Origin of the sequence: Lutimonas sp., from assembly GCF_051011215.1 — a bacterium.
In the GTDB taxonomy this organism is placed as follows: domain Bacteria; phylum Bacteroidota; class Bacteroidia; order Flavobacteriales; family Flavobacteriaceae; genus Lutimonas.
The window spans coordinates 1-23163 of record NZ_JBPCUJ010000157.1; the positions used below are offsets into that span (position 1 = coordinate 1).

20 protein-coding genes and 1 tRNA gene are annotated in these 23163 nt (G+C 38.4%); 8 read left to right on the plus strand and 13 right to left on the minus strand.

Annotation, left to right across the window (positions count from 1 at the left end; all coding sequences use genetic code 11):
• A partial coding sequence (locus ACR2MV_RS14860; RefSeq protein ID WP_434022897.1) for an acyloxyacyl hydrolase occupies positions 1-1101 on the plus strand: 1101 nt, incomplete at its 5' end.
• 2 nt (positions 1102-1103) lie between these two features.
• On the opposite strand, the gene ACR2MV_RS14865 is transcribed toward ACR2MV_RS14860, so the two are convergent.
• A complete protein-coding gene (locus ACR2MV_RS14865) occupies positions 1104-1937 on the minus strand; it encodes a universal stress protein (protein WP_434022898.1) in 834 nt (277 codons plus the stop codon).
• Positions 1938-2095: 158 nt separating this feature from the next.
• On the opposite strand from ACR2MV_RS14865, the gene rimP reads away from it, so the two are divergent.
• Genes rimP through infB form a run of 3 tightly spaced genes read left to right on the plus strand, consistent with a single transcriptional unit; the run spans position 2096 to position 6670 of the window.
• Positions 2096-2557 carry a ribosome assembly cofactor RimP gene (gene rimP, locus ACR2MV_RS14870; RefSeq protein ID WP_434022900.1) on the plus strand — a complete coding sequence of 154 codons (462 nt, stop codon included), beginning with the start codon at positions 2096-2098 and terminating at the stop codon, positions 2555-2557.
• Between the two features lie 10 nt (positions 2558-2567).
• Entirely contained in the window at positions 2568-3812 is a 1245-nt protein-coding gene (nusA, locus tag ACR2MV_RS14875; protein ID WP_434022901.1) for a transcription termination factor NusA, read from the plus strand.
• A gap of 50 nt (positions 3813-3862) precedes the next feature.
• Positions 3863-6670: a translation initiation factor IF-2 gene (gene infB / locus ACR2MV_RS14880; protein ID WP_434022903.1), complete on the plus strand. Its 2808-nt coding sequence runs from the start codon at positions 3863-3865 to the stop codon at positions 6668-6670.
• 67 nt (positions 6671-6737) lie between these two features.
• Here the strand turns inward: infB and ACR2MV_RS14885 are convergent, their stop codons facing one another.
• The 9 genes from ACR2MV_RS14885 to fbp all read right to left on the minus strand — a co-directional run bounded on the left by ACR2MV_RS14885 (position 6738) and on the right by fbp (position 16133).
• Positions 6738-8573 carry a M1 family metallopeptidase gene (locus ACR2MV_RS14885; RefSeq protein ID WP_434022905.1) on the minus strand — a complete coding sequence of 612 codons (1836 nt, stop codon included), beginning with the start codon at positions 8571-8573 and terminating at the stop codon, positions 6738-6740.
• Between the two features lie 75 nt (positions 8574-8648).
• Positions 8649-10343 (minus strand): S8 family peptidase, encoded by a 1695-nt coding sequence (locus ACR2MV_RS14890; RefSeq protein ID WP_434022906.1) that lies wholly within the window; start codon positions 10341-10343, stop codon positions 8649-8651.
• 17 nt (positions 10344-10360) lie between these two features.
• On the minus strand, positions 10361-11224 hold the full coding sequence (locus tag ACR2MV_RS14895) for an MBL fold metallo-hydrolase (RefSeq protein WP_434022908.1): 864 nt from the start codon (positions 11222-11224) through the stop codon (positions 10361-10363).
• 103 nt (positions 11225-11327) lie between these two features.
• Positions 11328-11398: transfer RNA gene (locus ACR2MV_RS14900), tRNA-Cys, on the minus strand.
• A gap of 55 nt (positions 11399-11453) precedes the next feature.
• Positions 11454-13073 carry an ArnT family glycosyltransferase gene (locus ACR2MV_RS14905; protein ID WP_434022910.1) on the minus strand — a complete coding sequence of 540 codons (1620 nt, stop codon included), beginning with the start codon at positions 13071-13073 and terminating at the stop codon, positions 11454-11456.
• Positions 13070-13693, minus strand: a complete 624-nt coding sequence (locus ACR2MV_RS14910) for a lipid-A-disaccharide synthase N-terminal domain-containing protein (RefSeq protein WP_434022912.1) — start codon at positions 13691-13693, stop codon at positions 13070-13072. Before ACR2MV_RS14910 ends, ACR2MV_RS14905 begins: the two co-directional genes overlap by 4 nt.
• Entirely contained in the window at positions 13693-14406 is a 714-nt protein-coding gene (locus ACR2MV_RS14915) for a glycosyltransferase family 2 protein (RefSeq protein WP_434022913.1), read from the minus strand. The genes ACR2MV_RS14910 and ACR2MV_RS14915 overlap by 1 nt, the downstream gene beginning before the upstream one ends.
• Positions 14407-14443: 37 nt before the next feature.
• Positions 14444-14800, minus strand: coding sequence for a dihydroneopterin aldolase (folB, locus tag ACR2MV_RS14920; protein WP_434022915.1), 357 nt, complete (start codon positions 14798-14800; stop codon positions 14444-14446).
• Between the two features lie 313 nt (positions 14801-15113).
• Positions 15114-16133 carry a class 1 fructose-bisphosphatase gene (gene fbp / locus ACR2MV_RS14925; protein ID WP_434022916.1) on the minus strand — a complete coding sequence of 340 codons (1020 nt, stop codon included), beginning with the start codon at positions 16131-16133 and terminating at the stop codon, positions 15114-15116.
• Between the two features lie 64 nt (positions 16134-16197).
• Between fbp and ACR2MV_RS14930 the strand changes: the two genes are divergently transcribed.
• The 3 genes from ACR2MV_RS14930 to ACR2MV_RS14940 are packed head-to-tail and all read left to right on the plus strand — an operon-like array spanning position 16198 to position 19772.
• Positions 16198-16677, plus strand: a complete 480-nt coding sequence (locus tag ACR2MV_RS14930; RefSeq protein WP_434022917.1) for an N-acetyltransferase family protein — start codon at positions 16198-16200, stop codon at positions 16675-16677.
• 25 nt (positions 16678-16702) lie between these two features.
• Positions 16703-17959: an aspartate kinase gene (locus tag ACR2MV_RS14935; RefSeq protein WP_434022919.1), complete on the plus strand. Its 1257-nt coding sequence runs from the start codon at positions 16703-16705 to the stop codon at positions 17957-17959.
• A gap of 4 nt (positions 17960-17963) precedes the next feature.
• Positions 17964-19772 carry a GNAT family N-acyltransferase gene (locus tag ACR2MV_RS14940; RefSeq protein ID WP_434022921.1) on the plus strand — a complete coding sequence of 603 codons (1809 nt, stop codon included), beginning with the start codon at positions 17964-17966 and terminating at the stop codon, positions 19770-19772.
• Here ACR2MV_RS14940 and ACR2MV_RS14945 read toward each other — a convergent pair.
• Positions 19769-20053, minus strand: coding sequence for a TM2 domain-containing protein (locus ACR2MV_RS14945; protein WP_434022923.1), 285 nt, complete (start codon positions 20051-20053; stop codon positions 19769-19771). The two genes, ACR2MV_RS14940 and ACR2MV_RS14945, sit on opposite strands and share 4 nt — an antisense overlap.
• The gene (locus tag ACR2MV_RS14950; protein WP_434022925.1) at positions 20054-20488 is read right to left on the minus strand and encodes an NINE protein; all 435 of its coding nucleotides are present in this window, start codon (positions 20486-20488) and stop codon (positions 20054-20056) included.
• 112 nt (positions 20489-20600) lie between these two features.
• Here ACR2MV_RS14950 and ACR2MV_RS14955 point away from each other — a divergent pair, with 112 nt between their 5' ends.
• On the plus strand, positions 20601-21596 hold the full coding sequence (locus ACR2MV_RS14955) for an NAD(P)H-dependent glycerol-3-phosphate dehydrogenase (RefSeq protein WP_434022927.1): 996 nt from the start codon (positions 20601-20603) through the stop codon (positions 21594-21596).
• 43 nt (positions 21597-21639) lie between these two features.
• On the opposite strand, the gene ACR2MV_RS14960 is transcribed toward ACR2MV_RS14955, so the two are convergent.
• A partial coding sequence (locus tag ACR2MV_RS14960) for a glycerol-3-phosphate dehydrogenase/oxidase (RefSeq protein WP_434022929.1) occupies positions 21640-23163 on the minus strand: 1524 nt, incomplete at its 5' end.

A 23163-nucleotide genomic window follows, 5' to 3' on the forward strand; every position in this document is an offset into this window, starting at 1 on the left:
ATTTCTTTTGATGATGTTAAAGATGAGGAGAATTATGGGAGATTCAGGTACATTGAGCTTAAAGGACATTCAGGGTATCATTTGTATACCGGAGAAGTACTGGATGATGCGCTGAATGATGGATATGGTGCTGCGGAATTAAGATTTGGCTGGCAATCCAAGGATCCCGAACATTGGTCCAGTCGCTATAATTATGTTACTTATGGATTGGGTATTTATTCAGGCCTTGTCGGTTCTACTGAAATTATAGGAAAACCAAAAGCAGTTTTTGGTTTTTTGAATTTTCCATTGAGTAATCGCAACAGCAGGAATATTTTAGAAGCGGGATTATCCTTGGGTCTTACCTTTAATCTGGAACCTTATGACCCAAAAAACAACCCGACCAATGATGCCATCGGTTCGCCATTAGCGGTGTATTTTAATCTTAATTTTGGGGGGGCTTATAAACTTACCAGGGAGCTGGACCTGCTTTATGGTATTGATTTCACGCATTTTTCAGGGGGAAGAATTACAACACCGAATTATGGGTATAATATGTATGGTCTTAATCTGGGGATGAGGTATTATTACAATGCGGATCAGAAATTTGTGGACAAAGACGTGTATTCGAAAGACCTATTGCCTGCTAGATTTGAAGCTCCAAGACCTTCGAAGCAGCTCAGGCTAAGAGAAAGTTCTATTGAAGTATACCTGGCAGGTGGAACAGTTCAAAATGAAGACGATAAAGGAACCTATAACCGATACGGTGTTTTTTCAAGTGCCCTCGATTATCGATTTAAGTTTAACAGCATGCATGCCATTAGCACAGGGGTTGATTTTTTCTGGGATGGCAGCCTGGAACCTGAGTATCCTGAAACTGAAGACCAAACGCTTGTGGGAGCTCATCTGGGATATGATTTTCTCATAGGACGGATGGCGCTTAGACTTCAGTTAGGAACCTATCTGACGGATGACAAAGGGAAATCACCTTCTTATATCCGTGCAGGTTTTAGATATGATATTACCAAATGGATGTTTGGACAATTATCCATCAAAACCCAAAAAACAAGTCGTGCCGATTGGGTTGAGTTTGGTGTTGGTTTCACCCCGTTTAAATGGTAACTCTATTTTAATTTAAAAGTAATGACCGGTCTTAAGGCATGATTTGCCAATTCCTGACCAATACTGCCATTAAATAATTGAGACAAACCACTTCTGCCATGCGTATTCAATGCAATAAGATCAGCATCAATATCCCGTGCAAAACTCAGAATGCCCTTTTCAATGGAAATATCATTATAGATGTTTGTGGTATAATTTGAAAAGTCAAAATCATCCATAAATTCGGTGATTCGTTTTTCAATATTCTTGGTTGTATTGAAGTTGTGAATCGTATTGATGTATAAAAGATGAATTTTGGCATCAAATAAATTGGCAAAATCGACTACACGATGGAAAGTAGACTTGCTTTCTTTGTTGAAGTCAGAGGCAAAAATAAAATTTTTGACATCGAATTTTTCTCCACCTTTTTTTATGACTAAAACAGGCACTTTCGAACGCCTCACTACTTTTTCGGTATTTGATCCGATGAACATTTCCTGCAATCCGGAAGCTCCCTGAGATCCCATGACTATCAGATCGATATTGTTCTTTTCACTTTCATTAATAATACCTGAAAAAGCGTGTTGAAATTGAATGCTTTCAATGACTCTTAAGCCATCAAAGAAAGGCAGGCTTTTAAATTTGTCAAATTTCTCATGAGCGAGTTTCATAAAATAGATAATTTGTGGCTCACTGCTGATGGTGTTCATTTCTGCGGGATCTATTGTAGTAACAGGCAGTTCTAGCATATGAACTAGGAAAATTTCACTACCGGTTTTACGTGCTATACTCGCTGCAACTCTGGCTGCGCTTTCGGCTTCTGGAGAAAAATCTACTGGGACCAATATTCGTTTCATAACATATTATTTTTGATTGATATTATAAAGTTAATAAAATTTCATCTATTAGGCCTATGATTTTTGTCAGTATCATAGGAATTGCTATATTTGCAGCGAAATTTACAATGAATTTGAGTTGGAGGGGACAGATAGTCCCCTCTTTTTATACAAGCCACATGGATCAGAATAAAGTAAAGAAGTTGGTGGATGATGCCCTTGCAGAAAATGAAGCGCTTTTTCTTATAGATTTGAATTTCGGAGGTGATGGCAGTATAAAAGTAATTGTCGATGGAGATGCCGGTGTTCCCTTGAGTGAATGCATCAGAATTAGCAGGGCCGTGGAACATAATTTAGATCGTGAAAGTGAGGATTTCTCGCTGGAGGTTACTACCCCGAATATTACAGATCCCATTATCGACAAAAGACAGTATAACAAAAACATTGACAGAACCTTGAAAGTGAAAACTGAAGAGGAGCGTTTTGAAGGGAAACTGATTGATGTGTCGGATGAAGGGATCACCTTGTTTTGGAAGAGCCGTGAACCCAAACCAATTGGTAAAGGAAAAATAACAGTGGAAAAGCAACAAACTATTCCATTGAGTGAAATAAAAGAAGCTAAAGTGAAGATTATTTTTTAATAAGAGTGTAATGGAAAATATCGCATTAATTGAATCGTTTTCGGAGTTCAAAGATGAAAAAAGTATTGATAGGGTAACGTTGATGGCTATACTTGAAGAAGTATTTAGATCAGCCTTGAAAAGAAAGTTCGGTTCTGATGAAAATTTTGATATTATTATCAACCCTGATAAAGGTGACCTTGAAATCTGGAGAAACCGTATCGTTGTTGAAAATGGTGAAGTGGAAGATGACAATGAAGAAATTTCTTTGGATGAAGCACAAAAAATTGAGCCTGATTTTGAGGTAGGAGAAGAGGTTTCTGAAGAGGTGAAATTGATTGATCTTGGAAGAAGGTCTATTTTGGCCTTACGCCAGAATTTGATATCAAAAATTCACGAGCACGATAACACAAATATATTCAAGCATTACAAAGAGCTTGAAGGAGAGTTGTATTCTGCTGAAGTACATCACGTAAGACATAACGCGGTTATTTTACTGGATGACAATGGAAATGAGCTGGTATTGCCAAAAAGTGAGCAAATTCGTTCAGATTTTTTCAGAAAAGGAGAGTCTGTAAGAGGAATCATCAAGAATGTTGAGTTAAGAGGTAACAAGCCTTCAATTGTTTTGTCTAGAACGGCTCCTGAATTTTTGGTAAAACTGTTTGAGCAGGAAATTCCTGAAGTATTCGATGGTTTGATCACTATAGAACGTGTAGCCAGAATTCCAGGTGAAAAGGCGAAAATCGCAGTTGATTCTTATGATGACAGAATTGATCCGGTTGGTGCCTGTGTGGGTATGAAAGGATCCAGAATTCACGGAATAGTAAGAGAGCTTGGTAATGAAAATATCGATGTAGTTAATTTTACTAAAATTGACGAACAATTTATAAAGAGAGCTTTGAGCCCGGCAAAAGTAGTATCTTTAAAGATACACGAAGCTGAGGGAGAAGATAAACCGAGAGTTGATGTGTTTCTTAAACCAGAAGAAGTTTCAAAAGCAATTGGAAAAGGCGGTGTAAATATCCGATTGGCAAGTCAGCTGACAGGGTACGAAATCGATGTTCAGAGAGAAGGTGTGGAAGATGATGTAGAGTTGTTAGAATTCTCTGACGAAATAGAAGAATGGGTGATCAATGAATTTAAAAACATTGGTCTTGATACAGCAAGAAGTGTATTAGATCTCGATCTGAGTGAACTGGTTAAAAGAACAGACTTAGAGGAAGAAACAATTCTTGAAGTACAAAGAATTTTAAAAGAAGAATTCGAATCATAATATTTTTTATTTTGCAATAGAAAATAGACAGGTTCATTTTAAATTAATATATGACAGATTATAAGCCACAACGATTTAACAAAGTGTTACGAGAATTAAACATCTCTCTTGACAGAGCTGTTGAGTTTCTTGCTAACAAAGGCATAGACATTGATCATAGGCCAACGGCCAAGATCTCTCAGGATGTTTATATGATCCTGTCGGATGAATTCCAGACGGATAAGAGTAAAAAAGTAGCCTCTAAAGAGATTGGCGAAGAAAAGCGTAAAGAGAAGGAAGAAATTCGTTTGGCTTTAGAAATGGAAGCTGAAAAGAAACGACTAGAAGACGAAGCCAGGAAGGCAGAGATCTTTAAAACCGAATCTGAAAAGATCAGTGGTCCAAAAATGGTTGGGAAAATAGAAATAGACCCAAAACCAGCTGCCAAAGAAGAAGTAGCAGAAGAAGTTGCTCCTGAGCCTGAGACAAAGGAAGTGACTGAGGAAGTGATTAAAGGAGCCAAAAAATTAAAAGGTCTGAAGCAAGTAGGGAAAATTGATGTTGTATCAAAAGAAAAACCTGCTGCAAAAAAGAAAGAAGTAGAAGCTGCTGCCCCTGCACCAGCCGAAACTCCTAAGACTGAAGCTGCTCAGCCAAAAGAAGAAGTTTCTGAGACAAAAGCTGCTGAGGAGGCACCTGCTGCAGAAAATACCCAAACCTTAAAAACCGAATACCAAAAATTATCCGGACCTAAGAAAACCGGAGAAACAATTGATCTTTCAAAATTTGAAAGACCAAAGAAAAAGCCGGTTGAAGCGAAAAAAGATGCCGGGGCAGATGCGAATAAGGCTAAAAAGAAAAGAAAGAGAATTCATGTTCCTAGAACTGACTTTGGTCAATCAAGAGGAGGTGGAAACAAAGGTGGTCAGAGAGGACCTCATTCGGGAAGAAAACCGATAGTAAAAGAAGAGCCTTCTCCGGAAGAAGTACAAAAACAGGTGAGAGAAACACTTGAAAAACTTCAAGGGAAATCCAAAAAAGGAAAAGGGGCCAAATACAGAAGAGAGAAAAGAAACCTTCACCGTCAGCAGGTTGAGAAAGATATTGAGCAACAGGAAGCAGAAAGTAAAGTTGTTAAGGTTACTGAATTTGTTACGGCGAATGAAGTGGCAACGATGATGAATGTTTCTGTGACAGAAGTTATTTCAGCTTGTATGTCGTTAGGAATGATGATTTCTATGAATCAGCGTTTAGATGCTGAAACGCTGACAATTGTTGCAGAAGAATTTGGATATAAAGTTGACTTTGTAGGTGCAGAGGTTGAAGAAACCGTTGAGGAAGAAGTTGATAAGCCGGAAGATCTTAAACCAAGAGCACCAATTGTTACGGTCATGGGTCACGTTGATCACGGTAAAACATCCTTGTTGGATTATATTAGAAAAGCCAATGTAATTGCCGGGGAATCCGGTGGAATTACACAGCATATCGGAGCTTATGCAGTGGAACTGGAAGACGGACAGAAAATTACTTTCTTAGATACACCAGGTCACGAAGCATTTACGGCGATGAGGGCGCGTGGTACTCAGGTTACTGATATTGCAGTGATTGTTATTTCTGCGGATGATGCTATTATGCCTCAGACGAAAGAAGCAATTAGTCACGCGCAGGCTGCGGGTGTGCCTATCGTATTTGCCATTAACAAGATTGATAAGCCAGATGCGAATCCCGACAAAGTGAAGGAAGAATTGGCTCAAATGAACCTTTTGGTAGAAGACTGGGGAGGAAAGATTCAATCTCATGATGTATCTGCTTTAAAGGGTACTGGTATCCAGGAATTACTTGAAAAAATTCTATTGGAAGCTGAAATATTAGAATTAAAAGCAAACCCTAATAAAATTGCAAACGGTTCTGTGGTAGAAGCTTTTCTTGACAAAGGAAAAGGATATGTTGCCACGGTACTTGTGGATGGAGGAACTCTAAAAGTGGGTGATTATATCCTGGCAGGACATCATTCCGGTAAAGTAAAAGCCTTACAGGATGAAAGAGGGAACAATATAAAAGAGGCAGGTCCTTCAAGACCGGTTTCTATTTTAGGGCTCGACGGAGCACCTCAGGCGGGTGATAACTTCAAAGTTTATGAAGATGAACGTGAGGCGAAACAAATAGCTGCAAAACGTTCACAATTGAGTCGTGAGCAGTCTGTTAGAACACAGCGTCATATTACTCTTGATGAAATTGGAAGAAGAATTGCGTTGGGTGGCTTTAAAGAATTGAACATTATTTTAAAAGGTGATGTGGATGGTTCTGTTGAGGCGCTTACAGATTCTTTACAGAAATTGTCAACTGAAGAGATTCAGGTAAACATCATTCACAAAGGTGTAGGAGCGATTACAGAGTCAGATGTACTATTGGCATCTGCTTCTGAGGCAATTATTATCGGATTTAATGTGAGACCTTCTGCAAGTGCAAGACAGATTGCAGAGAAGGAAGAAATTGACATCAGAAACTACTCGATTATTTACAAGGTAATTGACGAAGTGAAAGATGCCATGGAAGGAATGTTATCGCCGGATATCGTTGAGGAAATTACGGGTAATGCTGAAATCAGAGAAACCTATAAAATTTCTAAAGTCGGAACCATTGCAGGTTGTATGGTTCTTGATGGTAAGATATTCAGAAGTTCGAAAATCAGATTGATCAGAGATAACGTGGTTATTTTTACAGGTGAATTAACTTCATTGAAGCGATTTAAGGATGATGTGAAGGAAGTTTCCAAAGGATATGATTGTGGTATGCAGGTGAAGAATTACAATGACATTCAGGTGAATGATGTGATCGAAGCATATCAGGAAGTAGAAGTGAAGAAAACACTGAAATAATCAGTAGTGTAATAAAAATAAAAAACCGATCATATGATCGGGTTTTTTGTTTTATAAAGAAGCATTTTTAGTTGCTCATTTGATTGTTTTCACGATCAATATCCGCCATTAGATTTTTAGGATCGATCTGAACCCTTTTCACTTTCTTTTCAGTATTGATCTGGTAACCGGGACTCACCCATGACCATGCATCTAAGACCTTAGATTCCGTCGGCTTATGACCATACATCATGGTCAAAGGAATGTTGAAGGCTTCTGTTGTCCCATCTTCATAAGTCACTAACAGATCCAACGGCATTGGCATAGATCCTTTGTTTTCAAGGCGTATCTTTTGATCCTCTATGGATGTCACCGCATAGTCAATAACTCTGGTGGTACTGATCCAATAGTTTAAGTACCATTCTAATTGAAGTCCTGATACCTTTTCTGCCGTCCTTTTAATATCATTAGGAGTTGGGTGGGTAAACTTAAATTCATCATAATATTTTAAGATGGTCTGGTCCAGGTTTTCTTTGCCAATAATATATCCCAATTGAGATAAGAAAATACTTCCTTTGCTATAGGCAGAAATCCCGTGAGCCAAATTAGAGTCGTATCGATCGGCGAAACTTGTTAAGGGTTCCTGCTTGCCACTTTTTACCAGGTAAAAATACCCATTGTAGGCACTTGCATTCGGTAATTCTTTCTTTTGATCCATTACTTCATTCATGACGGCTGATGAAATGTAAGACGTAAATCCTTCATCCATCCACTCGTGTTTTGTTTCGTTGGTGGCCAATACAAACTGAAACCAGGAATGCGCTAATTCGTGCGCTGTGGTTCCAATCAGGGAGGATAGTTTTTTACCACCTGCGATCAAGGTACACATGGCATATTCCATACCACCATCGCCACCTTGAATAACAGAATATTGTTTGTAAGGGTAAGGCCCGATGTGTTTATTAAAATAGGCAAGTATTTCCTGTGTTTTTTCAGGTAGTTGCTTCCAGTTGTCAATTACTTCCTGATTGTCATTTTTATAGAAAAAGTGGAGCTCTACCTCATTTTCACCCATAACCTTTTCATGAATATAATCAGGATCGGCTGCCCAGGTAAAATCATGTACATTGGGCGCAATAAAGTGCCAGCTCAATTTATCTCCTTTTGGAAGGTTCAGTTTTTTATCAGGGTCTTCATAACCATGACCAATTTCCTGTGGATTTTGCAAATATCCTGATCCTCCTATAGTGTAGTCCTTGTCAATATGGATGGTGACATCAAAATCTCCCCATACGCCGTGAAATTCTCTGGCGATGTATGAATTGGCATGCCAGCCTTCAAAATCGTATTCAGCTAACTTTGGATACCATTGTGCCATCGATAAGGCTACGCCATCATTATTGTTTCTTCCGGCACGACGAATATGTACGGGAACCTGTGCTTCAAATTCCATTTCGAAGGTAGATTTTTTACCAGAAGCAATGGGTGTATTCAAGGTAACTTTCATGATGGTTCCAATCACCTCGTAGCTTACCTCTTTTCCATCTTGCTTTAAAGAGTGTACTTTCTGATAACCAATTTCATTTTCTTTCAATTTGGCGATGCGACTTTCATATTCAGGATTTTCTTTCGTACCCTTGTTTTCCGACATTCTCCCATCAGGATCTGCAATATGCTGCAGTCTGATATCCATGTCACTTCCAGGTTGAAAAGCATTGAATTGAAGGTGGTAAAAAACCTGGTTTAATTCGTCAGGAGAATTATTGGTATAGACAAGTTTTTGCTTTCCCTTGTATTGATAATTTTCGGCATCGACATCAATATCCATGGTGTAATCCACATGTTGCTGCCAATAGGTTTTTTGTTGTCCGAATACATGCAGACACAGGATAGTGAATGCAATTAATGTAAAATTTCTTTTCATTGTGTTCTAAATATTAAAAGAAAGCTACAAAAGAATAGTACTCCTTTGTAGCTTGAATCTGTTTTCAAAAGTCATTTAGTTGACCATGCTATCAGCCATTTTTAAGGCATTATAAGCGTTTAATACTCTTCCTGAAACTGAAAGATCACTAAAGGGAACTGTTTTACCATCTCCTCCTGGTAATTTCACCTCAAGATCAACTTTGATACCTGAATTCATTAAAATATGCTTTACCTGACTTGCAGAAAGTTCAGGATAGTAAGATCTGATCAAGATAGCTACTCCCGCCACAGCCGGAGCTGCCATAGAAGTCCCTTGAATAGACTCGTATTCATTGTTGGGCACGGTTGAGTAAATTTCAGAACCTGGGGCGAAGAGATCAACATTCAGTTTTCCGTAGTTAGAAAAAGTAGAAACAAGGTCTTCATTATAATTTCTGGTCATAGAACCGATGGTAATTACATTGTCGGCAATCTCTTTTACTTTATCCGGGGCATCTGTTGGAAAATTATCGCTTTTGTCAATGTTTTTGTGATCATTTCCTGCTGCATGAACTAATAATACATCCTTGCTTGCCGCATATTTGATGGCATCATATACCCACTCCGCATTGGGTGAATAGCTTTTTCCAAAGCTCATGTTGATCACCTTTGCTCCATTGTCTACGGCATATTTGATGGCAAGCGCTACATCCTTATCATACTCATCACCATCTGGGACAGCTCTTACAGATAAGAGTTTTACATTTTGTGCAACCCCATTCATTCCTTTGCCATTGTCTCTGGTTGCCATCGCAATTCCAGTTACATGCGTACCGTGCATTTCATCTTCAACAGATCCTATGGTAAAAGCATTTCCATAAGGAACATCTTCAATATCATAGGCATTATCTCCTGTTGTTCTACCATTGAAATTCAGATTGTACATGGTTTCTGTCTGAGGAGAATAGTAAGCTAATTTTCTTTGTTCATAATCCATCTCAGCTTCGATCTGTTTTAGAACGATATCCGGGTTCTCACCGGTCTCAAGAATTTTAATCAATACCTGTGTACCTTCAAATTCATCCAACGTTTTTAATTCGGCAAGATCATAATCACTTTTACCCAGCTTGGCTGAAGCCGCTTCATGCGCATCTTTTATGTACAAAGACAATTTTTGCAGGTATTCATAATTTTTATTCGATTCCTCGACTTTTTCATTAACACCTTTGATTCTTTTTTCGTAGTCTTTTTTTACTTTCTGATAATAGTTGTAGCCATCTTTTTCCGATGGATTAAAATCAGACATAGAGGTTCCGTTATACTTCGGGTCCAATCGCTTATAAATTCTTGTAACCTCCAATTGTTCCGGAGTAGCAGTGCCTTCACCACCTAAAAAATTCCAACCATGAATATCATCTACATACCCATTTTCATCATCGTCTTTACCGTTGCCGGCGATTTCATCTGTATTGGTCCAAACATTGTCTTTTAAATCTTCATGTTCACGGTCAATTCCAGAATCGATCACACCAAGAATCACGGTTGTTCCTTTTTTGTCCGCCAAAAATTCATAGGCTTTATCAATACTCATTCCAGGAATAGAATCTTGCATGATATCAGCGTGTGGCCATGCTCTTACTTCATCTTCACTCATCGTGCCTTTTTTGGCAACCATATTCACAGCAGTAGTTGATCCTTCAGGAACAGCTACATCATGCAGGCTTTTAGTCGAACTACATCCAGAAAGAACGACGGCTAAACCCAAGCCAAACATTAATTTATTCTTCATTACTTGTTTTTTGGTTATTAACTATTAAATATATCATCGAAACGAAAAGTCTGATCCAGCCGGACTCCTTTTTCGGTGTGTTTTACGGTACAAACTTCATGCTGTGCATCGTGCTCCAGAAAAAGATAATGACCTTTATCTGCAGCATTATTTAAAAATCGCTGTTTTTCACCCATTGTTAGCAGAGGTCTTACGTCATAACTCATTACATAAGGCAATGGGATATGACCAACTGTTGGCAACAGATCTGCCATAAAAATTAAGGTTTTACCTTGGTATTCCAGGTGAGGGATCATTTGTTTTTCTGTATGACCATCAGCGAAAAGAATATCAAAGCCAAGCGGACTATTCTTTAACATGTCATTCTCAGGCAGGTCCACATAATTTAATTGGCCACTTGCTTCTATGGGGTTGATATTTTCTTTTAAGAAGGATGCTTTTTCTCTGGGATTTGGTTTTGTTGCCCAGTTCCAGTGATTCTCATTTGACCAGAACCTCGCATTTTTAAAAGCTGGTTCATAGCCAGTTCTTGATGCGTTCCACTGGATGCTTCCGCCACAGTGATCAAAATGCAAGTGAGTTAAAAAAACATCTGTAATGTCATCCCTGTGAAAGCCATACTTTTTTAAGGAGCTGTCCAAAGTGGCATCCCCAAATGGAAAATAATACCCAAAGAATTTTTCACTTTGTTTTTGCCCTGTTCCATTGTCGATTAAAATCAAGCGATCACCATCTTCAATGAGCATGCATCTCAGGCTCATATCAATAAGGTTATTGGCATCTGCCGGATTGGTTTTTTGCCATATTACTTTCGGAACTACACCAAACATGGCACCGCCATCTAACTTAAAATTTCCAGTTTCAATCGGGTAAATTTGCATGTGCAATTTATAAGACTTGCAAATATGCAAAATTTAGCGTAAAACATTGTTAATTAAAACAAAAAACCTCATCTTCAACTGCTGTGAAAATGAGGTTTTTAAGAGGCGTCAAGCGGATTCGAACCGCTGTACGAGCTTTTGCAGAGCCCTGCCTAGCCACTCGGCCATGACGCCAAAAACGGATGCAAATTTAAATAAAAATTTAATGATATCAATTAAAAATCAAGGCTTATTCCTTTTTTTCTAAAACATAGAGTTTCATTACTTTTCTGTTATTGCGTTTGCCTTCCTTTCTTTTGCGTAGATTCAGATCAAATCGTTGGTTGAAATCAGCGTTGTATTCATTCAAAATATATGCTGGTATGCTGTCATGCACCAGTAAGCCGAACGTTTCTGTTCCTGCCAATTCATCTAATGTTTTTATATGGTAAACAGGCTCAGCAAAATGATATAAATATTCAGGGGGGAACGCCAGAGGAACTTCGCTGGTACATATTTTCAGCTCTTTTAATTCTTCACGATCTCTTAATGTACTGATATTTGAATACGCATCATTATCGAACAGCAAGCCAGCCATTGGAAAAGCAAAAAGAATAATGCTGCAGATAAACAGAATGACTCCATAAAAATTCTTTTCATAGGCTTTTTTAAACAACCAATAGAACATAAGAATCCCCAGGCTGAACAAACTTATGGAACTCAGGAAAAAAGACGTCCAATACCCATCCAGGTCGCCACCCATAATGAAATAAACAACAAACGGAAAGGCAAGTCCAATAAGACCGATAAGTCCAAAACCAAAATTGCTGATGCCTTTGTCAACCTTGGTCAGGGATGGAACATTTTTAATCAAATAATTGATGTAAAAACTTGTATTCATTGCTAATGGAATCAATACAGGTAATAAATACCGTTCCTTCTTTTCAGGCACCATTGAAAGTAAAACAACGGCTGATAAGGTCCAGAAGAGACTGAATCGATAGGCTTTTTTGTTCTCCACACGTTTAATCATAAAAGGATAGAGCAATGCGATGAAGGCGAAAAATGTCCAAATGCCTGACTGTGTAAAAAAGCTCCAATAGTGATAAAAAGGTTTCACTTCCCGATTCGACCAGGAGGCCGTTTCCTTATTGGCAATATATTCTGCAGTGGCCGTATCGGTGAAATAAATATACATCCCCCAGGTAAGGCCTACCAAAATAAAAATAACAATACTCGATACAACGGGCAGGGTTTTTGGTTTAAATCCTTTGTATTTATACACGATACCATAGGAAATCAGAAATGGAAGCAACAGCGCAAAAAATGAAACCGGACCCTTGCTCATGGATGAAAACCCCAGGAACAAGCCTATGAGTATCCATTGTTTCCAATTATTTCCTTCAGCATTAAAAACCTTCAAAAATTGATAGATGGCAAAGAGCATAAATGCATGCGTAAATATATCCCATTGCCCGTTTCTACCTGAGAAAACTATATAAAAGGAGGTCGCCAGAATAAGAGAGGCAATAAACGACTGCTTGGCATCAAGGAATATTTTAATGCCAAAGTAAAAGAAAGTCAACACCAGAAAAACCGAAGAAAGAGCCGCCGGCAGTCTTAGTCCGAATAAATTGTCAAGACCAAAAACGGAGGCCGATGCCGCAGTCAGCCAGGTGGGAAGCGGTGGTTTTTCGTATCGAGGCAATAAATTCATAGTGGTGTGAAACCAATTGTCATAGAGCAGCATTTCTCTGGCTGAGATAAAATTTCGCGCTTCCATGATATTGACTTCGGCTACTTTCAAATGAGGAAAAAAAATTGCCAGACAAACTAAAACAAGAATTAAAAGAAATGATTTGGTATTCATTTTCGAGATTTATTCAATAAGTGGATGTTACGAATATATACAAAAAAACCAAAAACATGTCCTACCAATAACACGGGATCCTCTCTTAGGATCGCATAAATAATAACAAGAGAAGATCCTGAAAGACTTAAAACCCAAAAGCCTAAAGGAAGGCTGGATGATTTTTTCTTTTCGGAATAGATCCATTGATAAACAAACCTACCTGTAAAAACAATCTGGGCGATACTTCCTAATATGACCAACCATATTGGAATGTCTTCATTCTTTAAGAGTAAGTCAATGTTTACCACATTGTTATTAAAGCCGTAGATGACAATTGCTACCGGAACCAGAAATAAGGTCACACGAAGAATTTTGGGAAGTTTGGTCCAATAATTTTCAAGTTGGAGGTTTCGGATGTAGATGAAATAGGTAATTACCTGACCCAGCATAATCGCAAAATCATTTCGAAGCCATCCATAAATAAACAGTAAAAAAGAGGCAAGAAGGCTTAATTGCCAAAACATTAAAGGGGTAACAACTTTTTTTGATTTCTCCGATTTTACCCATTGAATTAAGATTCTCGAGGAAAATAAGATTTGCGAAAGAAAGCCAACGGAGTATATCAACCAATCATTCATTAGCCTTTTTCTTGGATTTCATACTTGATATACGTCTTTTTCATCCAGACATAAGCAAAGCAATCCAGCAACGGGCCTATAAACCGATTGTTAAAACCGTATTTTGATTCTCCTACGATTCTAGGATAATGATTAATGGGAATTTCCTTGATTTTCCCATCCTGTAACAGAATCATAGCTGGCAAAAAACGTTGAAGTCCGGCAAATAGGGGGATTTTTTTAGCGTAATCGGTTTTTATGATTTTCAAAGGGCAACCGGTGTCATTCATATCATCTTTGGTGAATAGCCTCCTCACTGAGTTTCCAAATTTCGAAGAAAATCTTTTCACCGCAGAATCTTGTCTTGTTACACGTCTGCCTGTTACAAGCGCATGATCTTCTATATGTTCCAGTAGCAATTCAAAATCTTCAGGGTAGGTTTGCAGATCGGCATCTATATAGCCAAGTACCGGTGCCTTTGTGGCTTCAAAACCAGCTTTTAAGGCGGCGCCTTTGCCGGAATTCTTTTTGAACAAGATATACTCAAAGTCCGCATGGTTTTTACAATAGGTTTTAATGAGCTCTCTGCTTCCGTCCGCAGAACCATCATCTACCAAAATGACATTCGTTTTTCTCGATGCGATTTTTAGATAGTCTTCCAGCTTCTCAAAGAGTCTTTCCAGACCATCTTTTTCATTATAAACAGGAACTATTATTGTAAACTGATATGACATGATATTGAATATTTTATTCGGTGATTTTTTAAAGAGTTTACCTTTCTCTTTCCATAATGATGGTAACCATCTCAACATTACCTCCAATGGGAGGATTTAATTTTGAGACTTGAATTTCAGCATGATTCACGAGAGGGATTTCAAGAAGGATACGGTCAAGGATTAAATCTGCAACTGTTTCGAGAAGTTTGGTACGCACCGCCATTTCTTCTTTAACAATCTTATTGAGATGCACATAATCGACTGTGTCCGCTAACTGATCAGATTTTGCAGATGGTTTAAGATTGGCTTTTACCGCCAGATCAATTCTGTAATCAGACCCTATTTTACCCTCTTCTACCAGGCAGCCGTGATAGGCATAAACTCTGATATTACTTATTTTTATTGTCCCCAAGAATCAATATGTTTTTTGCAAATATAATTAATCCGCGCAGACAGGGATAATAATATAATTAAAAGAGAATTAAATGATTGTAGATTGGAGATTGGAGATTGGAGATTGATGATTTTTGAAGTTTTTTTTCAAAATCAGCTGATAAATTCTTTTATAGATTGGTGATGGATTTTAATCCAAAGACAGAGCTCAAAACTTTTTTAATTTTGCTAGTTTTATTCTTAAAGACCTAGTCTGCAGAGGATACCTCAAACCCTGCCTGCCGTCAGGCAGGTCAAATCTCCAATCTCCAATCTTCAATCTCAAATCGAATCTAGTAGTCAGCACTCTCAGGATACTTTGCCATAAATTCTTCCAATTTGTTAACCATCACTTTACTTCCTACAAAAATAGGAACCCGCTGATGCAGTTCTTTTGGCTTGATTTCAAGAATTCGTTTGTATCCGTCTGTGGCTTTTCCTCCGGCTTGCTCGGCCAAGAATGCAATGGGATTACATTCATAAAGTAAGCGAAGTTTACCCTGTGGTGATTTGGAACTGGTTGGATACATATAAATACCGCCTTTGATCATATTTCGATGAAAATCAGACACTAAGGAGCCGATATAGCGTGCGGAATAAGGCCTGTTATCTTCTTCTTCCTGACAATATTTTAGATAGTCTTTTACTCCTTGTGGAAAATGCACATAATATCCTTCATTGATGGAGTAGATATTTCCGTCATCCGGGAATTTCATGTTTGGGTGTGACAAATAATAGGTTCCCATCGCCGGGTTTAATGTGAATCCATTCACACCAAAACCAGTTGAATACACAATCATGGTAGAGGTTCCGTAGACCACATAACCAGCGGCAACCTGTAAATTACCAGGTTGTAAAAAGTCCTCGCTTGTTACCGGAGTTCCGATTGGAGTTACCCTTCTGTAAATTGAAAAAATAGTACCCACAGAGACGTTTACATCAATATTGGAGGAACCGTCCAGAGGATCGATCAGCACAACGTATTTGTTGTCATGAGAGCGATTTTTCCCTTCAATAATTACAAAATCATCTTCTTCTTCACTGGCGATCCCGCAAACAATTTCTCTGTTTATTAATGTTTTCATAAAAACATCATTGGCATAAACATCTAATTTTTGCTGGTCTTCACCTTGAATATTGGTATCCCCGGCAGCGCCCAGAATATCAACCAATCCTGCTTTGTTTACTTCATGATTAACAACTTTGCTCGCAAGTTTGATCGAGCTTAAAAGACGTGATAATTCTCCGGATGAATATTGAAAATCATTCTGATTTTCAATGATATACTCTCCTAAGGTTTTTGGTTTGTGCATTTTATTTGAGTTTAGGGGATTCGTATGCAAATATGGTTATTTTTGTATACTTTAAAACGAAAAAATGAAGATAATATTGAGAAGGGGTGAAAAATCTGATATGCCAGAAATATTGGCACTAATTCAGGAATTAGCTCATTTTGAGAAGGAGGAAAATGCCGTTGAAATAAGCGTGAAAGAGTTGGAAAGAGATGGGTTTGGAGAACATCCCTTGTTTAAAGTTTTTGTAGCTGAAAAAAACGATCAAATTGTAGGAATGGCCCTTTTCTATGAAAGATATTCTACCTGGAAAGGGCGCTCGATTCATTTGGAAGACCTGATTGTGAAAAAAGAGTGTAGAGGTGAGGGAATAGGAAAGGCGCTTTATACGAAAGTACTTTCCTATGCGCATGGTCAACAATTAAAAAGAGTATCTTGGGAGGTGCTGGATTGGAACAAAGTGGCCGTTGATTTTTACCTGTCTACAGGAGCCAAAATTCTTGACGGCTGGCAAGTAGTGCACATGAATGAAGACTCTTTACACAAATATGTGTCTAAAGATTAAACAAAAGTTTTTATAATAGGTAGGCATGGAGATATTTAAATTTGGGGGAGCTTCTGTTAAAGATGCGAAAGGTGTTAAAAATTTTGTTGCCACCCTCAAGAAATTGGATCAGAAAGAAGTGTTGATTGTCATCTCGGCCATGGGAAAAATGACCAATGCATTTGAAGTGATCGTGAAGTCTTATGTGGAAAAAGAAGGTAATCTGGATGCGTTACTGGCCAGTGCCAAATCATTTCATTTTTCAATTATAGATGAACTTGTTTTTGATGACCCTAAGGATATTGTGCAGCAAGTTGAAAGGATATTTAGCGAAATAAGCGACTTTTTTGAGAATAACCAGCAAGGGGATTATGATTATGTCTATGATCAGGTTGTCAGCAGAGCTGAGTTTCTTTCCACAAGAATTTGCAGCGCTTATCTGAAGGAGACGGGGATGGAAAATAATTGGTTGGATGTGCGCGAATGCATTAAAACAGATAGTGATTACAGACGTGCCAAAGTAGACTGGGAACTGACGTCGAAGGCCGTTGCTCAGCATGTAGATACTTCGTCCGTTACCATAACTCAAGGTTTTATCGGTAAGAATAAGGAAGGTGAAACCACCACTTTAGGTCGGGAGGGCTCAGATTATACCGCAGGGATTTTTGCCTATTGCTTAGACGCCAAGGAGGTTTCTATATTTAAAGATGTACCTGGGGTGTTAAATGCAGATCCACGAGAGTTCGAACAAACAACCCTGATCGAAGAAATATCGTATAAAGAAGCGATAGAAATGGCTTTTTACGGAGCCTCAGTAATCCATCCCAAAACATTACAGCCCTTGCAAAGAAAGGGAATTCCATTGCGAGTCAGGTCTTTTTTAGCTCCTGAAAATAAAGGAACCTATGTGGGCAGTGAATTGGAGATCGTGCCTGAAATCCCTTGTTTTATCCTGAAGAAAAATCAGATTTTGATTTCTGTTTCTGACAAAGAATTTCATTTTGTGATGGAGCAGGATATCAGCGAAATTTTTAAATATCTTCATGACTTTAAGGTAAAGGTGAATATGATTCAGAACTCTGCCATTAGTTTTTCACTGTGTATTGAAGATAATTTTAATAATTTTAAGCAGTTATTGGCAAAGCTTCAACCTAATTATAAGGTGAAATACAATGAAAATGTCAGTTTGTATACCATCAGACATTTTAATGAGGAGGTGATGGAGGCCCTGGAGGTCGATAAAGAAGTTTTGTTGAAACAAAGAAGCAGGGAAACTGTGCAAATGATCGTAAAAGTCAAATAGTTAGATGAGTCTGGTAAATTCAAAGGAAATCGCAAAGGCCATTCAACTCGATAAATTCGGGTGGATGGGTACATTCTGCGGCTGGATGCTTTTGAAGACCTTGAGGTTGTCCGAACTGAACAGGGTTTATGAAAGACATATGCACAAAGAGGACCTTGAATTTCTGGATGGGGTGCTCAAAGATTTTCAAATTGAATTTGAAATACCCGATGAAGATTTGGCCAGAATTCCAAAGAACGGCGCATTTATTACGGTATCAAACCATCCTTTGGGTGGCATCGATGGGATCTTGCTGCTCAAATTGATTTTAGAAAAAAGACCTGATTATAAAATAATTGCCAATTTCTTATTGCATCGTATTGTACCCTTAAAAAAGTATGTCATGCCCGTGAATCCCTTTGAGGATCATAAGGATGCCAAATCAAGTCTTACAGGAATTAAAAATGCCTTACTTCATTTGAATCAGGGCTATCCTTTAGGAATTTTTCCGGCAGGAGAAGTGTCAACTTATAAGGACGGAAAGTTAGTGGTTGACAAACCATGGGAAGAAGGCGCCATAAAGATTATTAAAAAAGCAAATGTACCCGTAATTCCGATCTATTTTCATGCGAAAAACAGTAAGTTATTCTACATGCTGTCAAGTTTGAGCGACACGTTGCGAACGGCCAAACTACCCTCGGAATTACTTACTCAGAAAAGACGGTTGATCAAGGTAAGAATCGGGAAGCCGATCTCTATTAAGGAACAGGACAGCTTTAAAAGCCTGGAAGATTTTCATCAGTACCTGCGCAAGAAAACCTATATGCTGGCCAACCCTTTTGAGAAAAACACATCTTATATCAATACCAAGAACTTTAAAATTTCAAAGTCAGTCCAGGAAATTATCGAGCCTATCAGCACTGATTTAATAAAAAAGGAACTCCAGGTTTTAGATGGGAAAGGTGCTTTGGTATTTACAAGTAAAACCTACCGTATCTATCTGGCCAATAGCAAGGATATTCCAAATACGTTGAAAGAAATCGGTCGACTGCGTGAAATTTCATTCAGAGAAGTAGGAGAAGGCACCAATAAGTCTTTGGACCTCGATAAATTTGATAAATTTTACAAGCATTTATTCCTGTGGGATGAGGCCAATCATCAGCTGGTAGGTGCCTACAGAATGGGATTAGGCAAGTATATTTTTGGGAAGTATGGGATCGAAGGGTTCTATGTCAATGAACTTTTTAAGATAGAACCCGAACTTTTCGATATGATGGAAAGTACCATAGAAATGGGCCGGGCTTTTATCGTAAAATCCTATCAGCAAAAACCCATGCCTTTGTTTTTGTTATGGAAGGGTATCGTGCATGTAACGCTGAGGTATCCGGAATACAAATACCTGATGGGTGGGGTGAGTATCAGTAACAAATTCTCCAATTTTTCAAAATCTCTGATGATCGAGTTTATGAAATCTCATTATTATGATCCTTTTGTAGCTCAATATGTATATCCGAAAAAGGCCTATAAGGTCAAATTGAATGACGCTGATAAGGATTTTGTTTTCGATACCACACAGGCAGATATGAACAAGTTTGACAAGATCATAGATGAAATCGAACCAGGTGATTTAAGGTTGCCTGTACTCATGAAGAAATACGTAAAACAAAATGCCCGACTAGTGGCATTTAACGTAGATCCCAAATTTAACAATGCGGTTGACGGCCTGATGTATATTCGAATTGCAGATTTGCCGGAAAGCACGGTTAAGCCCGTTATGGAAGAATTCCAGGCAGAGCTGGAACGTAAATTACAACAGGATCATCCAGAAAATTAAAACCAGGGTTTTTTGTTTTCCTGATACATTTCATAGAATTCTTCGTCGGATTTGGTCAGATAGACGATACCTTCAATTAATCCGATCAGCGCCACAAACCCAGCAGCAATACCACAGGTCAGGATAGAGATCAAGAGCATGGTCAGCCCTTCATTTTGATAGCCCAAAACAAATTTATGAACGCCAAATACTCCAAGCAAAATACCCAGAACGCCGGCTAGTACTCTTTTGTTTTCTGGCTGTGGTGGCAATTTATTGCCAAATTCATCTACTATTTCCATCTAAAACCAAGGTTTGTTTCCCACCTGATAAATTTGATAAAACTCCTCATCAGATTTAGTTAAATAAATAATTCCTTCAATGATTCCAACCAGTGCTACAAGGCCTGCCAAGATTCCAAAACTTAAAAAACTTACCACCAGCATGATGATTCCTTCTTTTTGGTAGCCGAGGACGAATTTGTGAAGACCTAATGAGCCAAACAAAATTGCGATGATCCCTGCAACCACCCTTTTGTTACTTTTTTCAGCGGTAAATTGTTCATAGACCTCTTTGGCTCCCTCGGTAAATTCGTTGGCGGTAGACTTGGCTTCTTCTTGAAAATCCTGGGTGTTTTCGTCAATGTCTTTGGCAATTTCTTTGGCTTTATCCTTTATTTTTTTAGCCCCTTCCTTCAGGTCATTCTTCAGGTCTTTATTTTTATCCGTCTCACTCATAATCAAGCTATATTTGGTTGAATTTATAACAAATTTATAGAATTTAATAATCAAAACCTACCCTTCTCAGTTCTTTAAATTTTACTACTTTTGGAGCCTATATCAATCATATATGCAATCAAAACAGAAAGTAGCAGTAATAGGAGGAGGTAGCTGGGCAACCGCAATTGTGAAGATGCTGTGTGAGAACCTGAATGAAGTAGGCTGGTACATGCGCAGTCATTATATTATTGAGCATATCAAAATAAACAAACACAATCCGAATTATTTGAGTTCTGCGTATTTTGATCCGAATAAGCTGTTTTTTTCTGAGGATATCAATGAGATGATCGACTATGCTGATTATCTGATTTTTGCAGTGCCTTCGGCTTTTTTGCAGACGGAGCTGGACAAGATCAAGGTTTCTCTGGAAGGGAAGGTTATTTTTTCGGCCATCAAAGGCATTGTCCCTGAATCAGGTTTGATCGTTGGAGAACATTTTCATGATATTTTAAAAGTACCTTTTGAGAATATTGGTGTTATTACAGGGCCATGTCATGCTGAAGAGGTTGCTATGGAAAGACTCTCTTACCTTACCATTGCCTGTCAGGATGAGAGCAAAGCCAGAATTTTGGCAGAAAAGGTATCGGGAAGGTATATTAAAACAAAAATTTCTGATGACATTATCGGTACGGAATATGCGGCAATGTTGAAGAATATTTTTGCCATAGCGGCAGGTATTGCCCATGGTTTGGGCTATGGAGATAATTTTCAGGCGGTTTTGATGTCCAATGCGATCCGAGAAATGAAACGTTTTATCAAAAAGATACACAAGATGAAACGAAATATTAATAATTCCGCTTATTTAGGTGATTTGCTCGTAACCGGTTATTCAGTGTTCAGTAGAAACAGAATGTTTGGAAATATGATTGGTAAGGGCTATACTGTGAAGTCTGCCATGTTTGAAATGAGTATGGTGGCTGAAGGTTATTACGCTACTAAAAGTGCCTATAAGATCAATGTAAAAAATAAGGCCGAGACACCGATTATTGATTCAGTTTATCGTATTCTTTATGAGAATAAAGATGCTAAGAAAGAGTTCGCAAAACTGACGGATATCCTAAACTAATTTGTTTCTTAAATCAACAATCAACAATCAATCGTAATACATTTTATTTGAATTCAATAATCTTCTTAAAGGCTCGGTCCAGTTCTTCTTTTTCTTTTTCATACTGGTCCTTATTCCAATTAAAATAATTCGTAAACTCCTGTAAAACAGGCTCTTTAAGAAGTTGTAATGTTCCGGGGTCAAAGAAAATCCGACCACTTCTTCTTTCAAAGAAATCCAGGGGTTTTAAGATCATTTCATGTTCAATACCAAATTTAAGTTCGGCTTTGGCCAGTCTTATTTCAGGATCCTCTTTCGGGAATTTCTTAAAAAGTTGCAATACGATATCTGTCTGTCTACCGTACCGATGCACCAGCGAACTTACGGATGTTTTATCAAAGGCATAAGTTTTCCAGTGAGGCAGTATTTTTTTGACATAGGCTTTGACGGCTTTGTGATTTTTAAAAGGATCTTCTGTCAGGTCCAGTTTTTCTGTTTGTACTTCTTTAAGCTCCATCTCGTATTGCTTTGATGCTCGTTTAGAAACTCTGTCAACAACACGTTCTGCCATTTTTCTATAACCGGTCAGTTTACCACCTGCAATGGAAATCAAGCCTGAGTCAGATTCAAATATTTCATCTTTTCTGGATAATTCACCGGCTGATTTTCCTTCCTCATAAATAAGAGGCCGTAAGCCGGCCCAACTCGAAATAATATCGTCGATTTTCAGCTCAATGGAAGGAAACATATTGTTCACTGCCTTGACGAGATATATAGCATCGACGAGCTCAACATCCACGGTTTCAGGAGGAGCTTCGAATTTGGTGTCAGTAGTTCCTACATAGGTAATTCTTCCCCTGGGAATGGCAAAAATCATTCTCCCATCCGGCACGTCAAAATAGACCGATTGTTTTACAGGTAATTTATCAAAAGGGAAAACGATATGTACGCCTTTGGTGAGTTGCAATCTTTTTGAACGATTCTCCTGAGGATCCAGTTCTTCTCTTACACTATCCACCCAGGGCCCTGTGGCATTCACCACATAGCTGGCTTTGATATGAAGCGTTTTTCCGCTGATCGCATCTTTTACGGTAGCTCCGGAAATGGATCCATCTGTATAATCTAGTTTGCTGACGCCACAGTAATTGATTGCTTTAGCACCGAGTCTGACAGCAGTTTTTAATACCTCTATAGTTAAACGAGCATCATCCGTCCTGTATTCTGCATAAAAACCGGCTCCTTCTAAGATGTCTTCGGGTAGGAGAGGCTCTTTTTTCAGGGTTGTTTTTTTATCCAGCATCAGCCTCCGGTCATCACCTTCCACATTGGCCAGAATATCATATATTTTGAGTCCGACGGAGGTAAGCCATGAGCCATAGGTACCATTTTCTATGATGGGAAGAATCATTTTATCAGGCACTACTAAATGAGGTGCTAAGTCATGAATAATGGCCCTTTCAGAACCCACTTCCTTGACCAGCCAAAAATCAAACTGCTTTAAATAACGCAGACCGCCATGAATCAGCTTGGTCGATTTAGAACTTGTGCCTGAAGCAAAATCATATTGTTCTACCAGTGCAACTGTAAG

Coding starts and splice junctions, on each gene's coding strand:
- ACR2MV_RS14865 (WP_434022898.1), bottom strand. CDS start 1,937: ATGAAACGAATATTGGTCCCAGTAGATTTTTCTCCAGAAGCCGAAAGC.
- rimP (WP_434022900.1), top strand. CDS start 2,096: ATGGATCAGAATAAAGTAAAGAAGTTGGTGGATGATGCCCTTGCAGAA.
- nusA (WP_434022901.1), top strand. CDS start 2,568: ATGGAAAATATCGCATTAATTGAATCGTTTTCGGAGTTCAAAGATGAA.
- infB (WP_434022903.1), top strand. CDS start 3,863: ATGACAGATTATAAGCCACAACGATTTAACAAAGTGTTACGAGAATTA.
- ACR2MV_RS14885 (WP_434022905.1), bottom strand. CDS start 8,573: ATGAAAAGAAATTTTACATTAATTGCATTCACTATCCTGTGTCTGCAT.
- ACR2MV_RS14890 (WP_434022906.1), bottom strand. CDS start 10,343: ATGAAGAATAAATTAATGTTTGGCTTGGGTTTAGCCGTCGTTCTTTCT.
- ACR2MV_RS14895 (WP_434022908.1), bottom strand. CDS start 11,224: ATGCAAATTTACCCGATTGAAACTGGAAATTTTAAGTTAGATGGCGGT.
- ACR2MV_RS14905 (WP_434022910.1), bottom strand. CDS start 13,073: ATGAATACCAAATCATTTCTTTTAATTCTTGTTTTAGTTTGTCTGGCA.
- ACR2MV_RS14910 (WP_434022912.1), bottom strand. CDS start 13,693: ATGAATGATTGGTTGATATACTCCGTTGGCTTTCTTTCGCAAATCTTA.
- ACR2MV_RS14915 (WP_434022913.1), bottom strand. CDS start 14,406: ATGTCATATCAGTTTACAATAATAGTTCCTGTTTATAATGAAAAAGAT.
- fbp (WP_434022916.1), bottom strand. CDS start 16,133: ATGCACAAACCAAAAACCTTAGGAGAGTATATCATTGAAAATCAGAAT.
- ACR2MV_RS14930 (WP_434022917.1), top strand. CDS start 16,198: ATGAAGATAATATTGAGAAGGGGTGAAAAATCTGATATGCCAGAAATA.
- ACR2MV_RS14935 (WP_434022919.1), top strand. CDS start 16,703: ATGGAGATATTTAAATTTGGGGGAGCTTCTGTTAAAGATGCGAAAGGT.
- ACR2MV_RS14940 (WP_434022921.1), top strand. CDS start 17,964: ATGAGTCTGGTAAATTCAAAGGAAATCGCAAAGGCCATTCAACTCGAT.
- ACR2MV_RS14945 (WP_434022923.1), bottom strand. CDS start 20,053: ATGGAAATAGTAGATGAATTTGGCAATAAATTGCCACCACAGCCAGAA.
- ACR2MV_RS14950 (WP_434022925.1), bottom strand. CDS start 20,488: ATGAGTGAGACGGATAAAAATAAAGACCTGAAGAATGACCTGAAGGAA.
- ACR2MV_RS14955 (WP_434022927.1), top strand. CDS start 20,601: ATGCAATCAAAACAGAAAGTAGCAGTAATAGGAGGAGGTAGCTGGGCA.